This is a genomic window from Candidatus Accumulibacter contiguus (assembly GCF_012940005.1).
Taxonomy (GTDB): Bacteria; Pseudomonadota; Gammaproteobacteria; order Burkholderiales; family Rhodocyclaceae; genus Accumulibacter; species Accumulibacter contiguus.
In genome coordinates, this window is record NZ_SPMX01000145.1 from 1 (window position 1) to 6777 (window position 6777).

Genomic DNA, 6777 nt, shown 5'->3' on the forward strand with positions numbered 1-6777 from the left:
CTTGTCGATAATACGCTCGGCCGGTTATGGCTTCAGATGCATCCAGGCTCGGCGCTCGCTCCCACAGAACCGCCGCCACTGCCGGACGAAAGGATCTCGGACCAGCCGGTTGCCGACTATCTGGTTCCACGCACTGGCGAGCGTATTCGGTACCAACGACTAGGCGAGGATGGCCAGGTCGCGACGTTCAAGCGCGCCCGGGACATCACGCTCCTCGACCCGGCCTGCGGAACCATGCACTTTGGGCAGTATGCCTTCGGTCTGTTCCACCGCATGTACCTCGACGAGATCGAACATGCTGGCCAACCGGGGTGGCCTGCGGAACCGTCGATCCGTGAGCCCCGCGATATCCCGGCGGCTATCCTCGAAAACAACCTGTTTGGCGTGGACATCGATCCGAGAGCGATCCAGATCGCCTCGCTGTCGCTGCTACTGACGACCAAGGAGGCCGCCCTCAAGCATGGCTTTTCTCCACTGGACGTGAAGGTTCACCGCAGCAACCTGGTGGTCGCCAACGCGGTCGACCTGGGTGCCGAGCGCCTGCAGGCCCTCGTCGACCACATCGGCGCCAGGCTCGGCGCCTCCGACTTGCGGCAGCGGCTTTTCAAGACCCTCTGGGAAAATCTCCAGCATGTCGGCGAGTTGGGCAGCCTGATCCAGGTCCGCGAGAGTGTGGAGCGGGTGCTGGATGACTGGGTAGACACTAGGGCACGAGAAAAAGGTTTCAAGAAACCAATCGTGGATCTAACCGGACCACAAAAGTCCTTCGAATTTGCTGAGGAATTGGACCGCAAGCGTGCACGCCAACTCGTACTGGAATGCCAGATTCTCGGCGACGAGGCCCGGCAGATCCAGGACGAGTTGCTTGCTGCCATCGAAAACGCGGCCGCTGAAGCCAGCGGCGACCCGAGCGAGCGGCTTTTTGCAGAAGACACGGCCAGAGGCCTCAAGCTTCTGCAGACCCTGTCACGGCACTACGATGTGGTGGTGATGAACCCGCCCTACGGGGCTTTTGTGCCCAAGGTGAAGGAGTTTGTCAAGGTTGCCTACCCCCTCACGGCCAACGACATCTACGCCACATTCATCGACCGGGCGACCCAGCTCACGGAGCCCGAGGGCTATGTGGGGGCGCTCGTTTCCGCGACATTCACCAACCTTGCAAGCTTCGAGAACCTCCGTGCGCAGATTCTTCTTAAGAGGAATCCACTGTTGCTAATGCTTGAGTTGGGACTTGGCATTCTCGACGACGCGAACGTACGAGCTGCTGCGATCGTCTTGAGAGGGGGCTATCGATGAGCCGCATTCTCTGGCGATGGGAAGAGCAGGATCTTGGGTTTCGTTTTCGTAGCGGCGTGGGCAAAGGCGCGCAGGAGTACTACCAAGCGCGCAGGCAGGGCGAGTTCTACATAGTTCCAGCCTCTCAAAGAAAGCTCGACCCCAACCGCATCGATGTTCTTTCAAATCGGGTAGTTAGACCAAGCTCGCCGATTGTAGTCGCGAATCCTTGGCATCACTACGACGACGACTGGGATTGGGTGGTTACTGAAGATGGGATTTGCCTCAATTGGGCGGGATGTCTTGAGAAAGATGAACTCGACAGGCGAGAGGACGAGGGAGTTCAGAGGGCGCTGGAGCTTGTTGCTGAGCTTGTTCAACGACCCTCGCCAGTCCCGATCGATGTGCGACTTATTCAACAGGTTCATGTAGAGCTAATGGGTGCCATCTATCCGTTTGCCGGTCAGTGGCGGACGGTGTCCTTGCACAAGGGTGACGGACCCACCAGGTGGCCCTTGCCTCCAGGCGGGATTCAGCCACTCATTGATGTCTTGGCGCGGGACGTGCTGTCGCGTTCACCACTGTTGTCCGAGGACGATGGAGAGGTATTCGAGTACGCCTCCGAGGTCATGTGCGAGTTCTTGGCCTTGCATCCGTTTCGCGAAGGCAACGGCAGGACGGCCTTTATTGTCTGTAACCTCATTCTCATGCAGAACAACATGCTTCCACTGACAACTTACGAGCGCCATACGGACGATAGGCGCTACATCCAGGCCTGCGAGGCCGGGAGACTGGGTAAACAGTACGGACCTTTGGCAAAGCTGCTCACGGAATGGGAGGACCGCGCCGCCGACCAATGGAGGTCTGTTCATGAATAGGCGGCGCCTAGATATACGCAGCATCCTCGCCAATCCGAATCTCAGGCGCGAGCTGATGGTGCCCACTATTCAATCCACCCAAGCCCGCGAAGGCATCGAGACAACGCATGAACAAGCAGAGCGCGCTTACTATGTGGTAACTGAAGGTGAGCGCGCGGTGTTCTTCGATCTGGAGCCATTCCGGGCGATCAAAAGTCAACCCGAGCGACGTCACGAGATGTTCGTACGTTCGCTGCTAGGCGACCCGGCATCCCCGTACCAAAACGTTGCTCGCCGCGATTTCGGATTCATTGAGGGAAGCCTTCTGGCCTATCGAAACATCGCTTGGCTAGCACCACTAGCCAAGGAGCTGCCTCCACTTGCTCCCTCTTACGGAGTGACACGCAGCGGACTGAACACCACAGAGATCGATCGCTTCACGCGCCAGCGTTGGGAAGTAATAGTAGCGGCCGAAAGGCGAACCTGGGTTCCTTTCGCCAAGGGAGGCGATTTTTCACGGTTCTACACCGACTGGGATCTGGTAATCGATTGGAAAAACGACGGCAAGGTGTACAAGAGCGTTGTTGCAGAGAAATACGGCAGCGCCTCTCGCTTCGTGAAGTCAGAGTGCGACTACTTTCGCTCGGGCGTGACTTGGATGCAGACAACGAATCTGGGGATCAACGCCCGCGTCCTTCCAAGCTCGGGGATTTTCGGGGTTGCATCGCCGGCTTTCTTCCCGATTGATGAGACGCTGTTGATGCCGTTCTTGGCTCTGATGAACAGCACGCTGTTTGACGCATTGGCGCATTGCGTCGCGACTCGGAATTGGGGAGCAACGGCGATCGGATCGATCCCAGTCCCACGCATGTCCGCGGCATCAAAGGCTGCGCTGGCCGACATGGCGAACAGAATCCACGACTGCAAGGCGACCTGGGACGCTGGAAATGAGGTTTCTAGCCGCTTCAGAGTTCCGTGGATTCTGCATAGTAACGTTATCGAGAACGACATTTCCATAGCTGGTCGCCTGGAAATCTTGGCGGATCTCGAATGTAAAGAAGAGAGAAGCATCCAAAGCGTATATGCCCGATTGAATGACGAAGTATTCGAGTTCTATGGGATTTCGGACGCCACGCGGAAGGTGATCGAGCAAGGTCTCGGCGAGCGTCCACCCGAGATAGTTTGGCCGCAGCAGGTTGGCAAGTCACTGCAGCAGAAACGCATGGAACACGTCTGGCGACTGCTCTCTTACTCAGTCAAGCGTGTCGTGGAAGCCGACGACGACGGCATCGTTCCCTTCAACGCGGTGAACGGCGAGGCACGGCTCGTCGAGCGCGTGCGCCAGGAACTGTCGATGCTCTTCCCGGATCGTGACGCCAACCAGGTCGAGGTGGAGATCGCCAATGAGCTCAGTAAGGTGGTGAAAGGCTACCGCAAGTGCGCAAGCCTCGACGACTGGCTCGACAACGTTTTCTTCGAGTACCACGCGGGGCTTTACAAGAATCGGCCGATCTTCTGGCACATTGCCACGGCACAAGGCACCTCGCGCTTTGCCTTCGGTGCTCTCGTTCACTACCACCGCTTCGACAAGAACCGCATGGCCAAGCTCCGTGCGAGTCATCTGCGCGATGCCATCGAGGAGTTCCGGCGCGAAGCCGGTCTCGCCGACAAGGCGGGTCGCAGCGATGACCGGCTCGAATGGCAGGCCAAGGTAGAGGAGGCGCAAGCCCTCGACCGGAAACTTCAGCTCATTCAGGAGGGGCACCACGAGGGAGCCGATGGCAGCGAGCGCGACTACCGCATCCTCACGCCCTGGAAGCGGCCAGAAGAACGACCCAAGGGCTGGGATCCGGACCTCGACGATGGGGTGAAGGTGAATATCGAGCCTTTCGAGAAGGCCGGCGTCCTGCGCGTGGGAGGGAAGAGATGAACCGCCAAGACGCCAAGGACGCCAAGAAGGATAAGGTCGAAGAGCCATCGGCTCGACTTGATTCGATCTCTCACTCGGTAATCGGTGCGCCCATCAAGGTCCAATTGAAGTCAGGTATCAAGCGTGTTGTGCTCTCCCATCAGTCTCCTGGCGCTCTTGGCGTCTTGGCGGTCGATCCATGATCCTCGATGCGCTCGTGAGCCAGCTTGATCAGCGCTTTCAGCACGAAAAGCGGGCGCAGATTTGCCTTTGGTTCGATGAGAAGATAGAGTTCGCCCGTCTGCTGCCGGCACTAACGGCACACCTAGATCAGATGCAGCGGCCGCCATTCGTGTTGCTCGAGTACGACGCGGGAGCGAACCATGGCCAGATCTGGCTCAAGCATCGCGTGCACCAGCTTCTCTCGCAAGCGGCGAACGCTGAGGCGCGCCGCTGTCTTCGCTTCGTGCTCTACGTGCCAGTCAGCGAAGACTGCTTGGACGTGGCTGCCGACAGAGATGATGGCGTGCGCCTCGATCTGCTCGAAGAGTACCGCACGGGTGGGGTGCTCTGGCGTATCGGTGGCAAGCGGCCGACGCTCTTCAGCTGCCTGCGGCTGGCTGGTGTAGCTCTGCCCGACAACCCCACAGACCAACGACGGCTCTGGGATGGCGGTCGCGACTCGCTACTTGCCAAGTATGTGGCCAAGTTCGCCGATCGCCCGGCCGTTTTCTGGGCTACCCAGCTCACGCCCGAACTGGCTCAGTCCCGGCTGATCGGCGATGTAGACCAGACCATTCTCGATCTCGCGCTGGAACCTAACACCGCCTGGAAAACGCTCCAACAGGAAGGGCTCGACCGGGAGTTCCTGTCGATGGTACGGGAACGCTACGGCTTTGAGGTTCCGGTTCATTCTCCCGAAGAGTGGATAGAGAATCTGGTGGCTGCCCTCGCCCTTACCGAAACCTTCCTAGGCTACGGCGAGCCGGCCGACTTTCCCTTCGCGGATCGGCTACCGCCGCTCGCCGTGCGGCCTCACCATCAGCAGCTCCTGCAGCGCTGGCTCAGGGACGCCGAGTACCGCGCAGCCTGGGACCGCTGGGTGGAGGCAGTCGAACCCAGACTCGACCTCAGCGCCTGGGCCAGGGGACGCACCGGTCTCTCCTTTGGTTTCCCCCATCTCTCGTGTTTGCGACTGCAGCAGACCTACGAGGCCTTCGATGCTGCCGCGGCCAAGGACTCCAGCACGACCGCGTTCTTCGAAGGTCACACCGAGTTGATCGCCAAGGAATTGGAATTCGCCAAAGCCAGCGCCACGGGCGGCACGAATTGGTCGCTCCTGCGCGACCTGTGCGTGTTCAGAGACGATTGCGCCAAGGGCGTGGCGAAAGTGCAGAGTGCGGGCAGTCTGTTCGATCTCGTTCGCATCTACGTTGACCACGCTGGTGCGATCGAGTGGAAGCACATCGGTTTACGCCAGGGCGCAGACGAAGAAGGCCGTTCCGCCGTTGCTCGTGTAGCGGACCGGGCCTACGCTACGTACGCTCTGGCGCTGAACGATGCGTTCTTCCAGCGCCTTGCCGATGGCGGAACATTGAAGGCCAGGGGAGTTCCCGGCGTCACGTCACGCCTGGAACAGACGCTGTGGAAAGCCAAGGGCCGCCGCGCGGTGGTCATCGTCGATGCTCTGCGCTACGACTGTGCGCTGGCCGTGCGTGACCAGCTCCGCGGCCATGCTGTCGAGGTGGAACCTGTCATGGCAGTGTTGCCCACCGTAACTCCGGTGGGAATGACCGCCCTCCTCCCTCTGGGTGATGGCGAGGTGACGGTCGAGATAAAGGGCAACACGCTTCACCTCAAGGTTAACGGCAAGGACACCTCGGTGCGCGAAAACCGGCTCGCCCTTCTTAAAGCCTTCGGCGCCGATTGCCGGGACATCACCGACGTCGAACAGAACGCGAGTGTCCCGTCCGGTCTGGGCGAGTTGCTCGTCGTGTTTGGCCACGAGGACGTGGACCACATCGGGCATGGACAGGCCGAAAGCCTGATCCGGCACATCCATCTGGAGATCGGCCGCCTGGCTCGCCTGGTGCGCAAGCTCCACCGCTGGGGTTACACGCGGGTTCACCTGGTGACCGACCACGGTTTCATCCTCCTCGACGAGAGCAAGCTCCCGAACGAAGTGCCCTGTGAGAAAGCCTGGTGCCTGCTGCTGAAGGAGCGCTTCGCGCTGGTGCCGGCCAGCGCCGATCTGCCTCTTGTGCGTTTGCCGTTCGCCTGGGATCCGGAGATGCGTGTGGCAGTGCCCCCAGGCCTAGCCTTCTTCAAGGCCGAGAAGTCCTTCTCACACGGTGGCGCCAGCGTCCAGGAACTGATCATCCCGCACCTTGTTTCCCGCGGGCCTGCCGCACAGGAGAAGCGAGTGGGTGTGGAGGTCGTCCTGCCGACTTACGAGTTGCAACGGACCGCGGTGAAAGTCATCTTGCGCCCCGTGGTGACTACCGCCGCCACGGCTGCTCAGATGCCGTTGTTTTCCGAGACGGGTCGCACGCTCTCGCTGGATGTGGTGCGTCGGCAGGGCGACGGCAAGATCGTTTCCGTTGTCGCCGGCAAGCCCAAGGAAGTGCGCCTTGAAGGGCAAGGGCAGGAACAGAGCGTGACCGCGTTCTTCCACACTGCGGCGCGCTTTCAGGCCGGCGAGTTGCTCGAACTCGACATCCGGGATGTCGAGACCCT

The 6777-nt window shown here is 60.2% G+C and carries 5 protein-coding genes; all 5 read left to right on the forward strand.

Translation table 11 applies throughout. The annotated features are described in order from the left end of the window. On the forward strand, positions 1-1296 hold a 1296-nt coding region (locus E4Q08_RS23705; protein WP_211203552.1), incomplete at its 5' end, for an Eco57I restriction-modification methylase domain-containing protein. Beyond that, complete coding sequence (locus E4Q08_RS23710; RefSeq protein ID WP_169072215.1) at positions 1293-2153, forward strand: Fic/DOC family protein; 861 nt, start codon at positions 1293-1295, stop codon at positions 2151-2153. The genes E4Q08_RS23705 and E4Q08_RS23710, both read left to right, overlap by 4 nt. Further along, positions 2146-4062: a BREX-1 system adenine-specific DNA-methyltransferase PglX gene (locus E4Q08_RS23715; protein ID WP_169072216.1), complete on the forward strand. Its 1917-nt coding sequence runs from the start codon at positions 2146-2148 to the stop codon at positions 4060-4062. The genes E4Q08_RS23710 and E4Q08_RS23715 overlap by 8 nt, the downstream gene beginning before the upstream one ends. Then, positions 4059-4244, forward strand: coding sequence for a hypothetical protein (locus tag E4Q08_RS23720; RefSeq protein ID WP_169072217.1), 186 nt, complete (start codon positions 4059-4061; stop codon positions 4242-4244). The genes E4Q08_RS23715 and E4Q08_RS23720 overlap by 4 nt, the downstream gene beginning before the upstream one ends. After that, positions 4241-6777, forward strand: a 2537-nt coding sequence (locus E4Q08_RS23725) for a PglZ domain-containing protein (RefSeq protein ID WP_169072218.1), incomplete at its 3' end; no start/stop codon positions are given. The genes E4Q08_RS23720 and E4Q08_RS23725, both read left to right, overlap by 4 nt.

Excerpts from the sequence above, each read along its gene's own strand:
- E4Q08_RS23715 (WP_169072216.1), top strand. The coding sequence starts at position 2,146 with ATGAATAGGCGGCGCCTAGATATACGCAGCATCCTCGCCAATCCGAAT.
- E4Q08_RS23710 (WP_169072215.1), top strand. The coding sequence starts at position 1,293 with ATGAGCCGCATTCTCTGGCGATGGGAAGAGCAGGATCTTGGGTTTCGT.
- E4Q08_RS23720 (WP_169072217.1), top strand. The coding sequence starts at position 4,059 with ATGAACCGCCAAGACGCCAAGGACGCCAAGAAGGATAAGGTCGAAGAG.